Here is a 428-nt window from a genome sequence, read left to right on the forward strand (position 1 = left end):
CCCCTTTTGTGAAATAATATTTTTGACTTAAATTTTTTTATTCGTGAATAATCGCTGGATTTATTTAATCGCCATCTTTGTATTCCATGACCTTTTCTTCGCCGGCTTTTCCGCCATTTGTCAACTCGCTAACTCCGCCGCTGCTCACTGTCTTGCCGTTGACCGTGGATGAGGAACTGTAACTCGACTTAGACTCTCCGGTATATTGCTCGTTATCTCCCGCGACGTGAGTTTTAATATCATCAAATTCAAGAGACTTTATCTCTGGTATCTCTGGCATCTTGAACGTATCTGAGAATCCCGGGAACAAATCGTCATCGTCCTCCCATACAAAGCCAGCGCTCGCGATTGTAATTAATGTAATCACAAAAAGAAACTTCGTAAACGCCATTATCAGACTAGTGGAAGGAAAGTACTCTTGAAACAAA

The 428-nt window shown here is 41.4% G+C and carries 1 protein-coding gene; it reads right to left on the reverse strand.

The annotated features are described in order from the left end of the window. Window positions 1-64: 64 nt before the first annotated feature. A partial coding sequence (locus F0L46_RS27845) for a hypothetical protein (RefSeq protein ID WP_188312164.1) occupies window positions 65-428 on the reverse strand: 364 nt, incomplete at its 5' end.

Source organism: Salinarimonas soli (assembly GCF_008386575.1).
GTDB lineage: Bacteria > Pseudomonadota > Alphaproteobacteria > Rhizobiales > Beijerinckiaceae > Salinarimonas_A > Salinarimonas_A soli.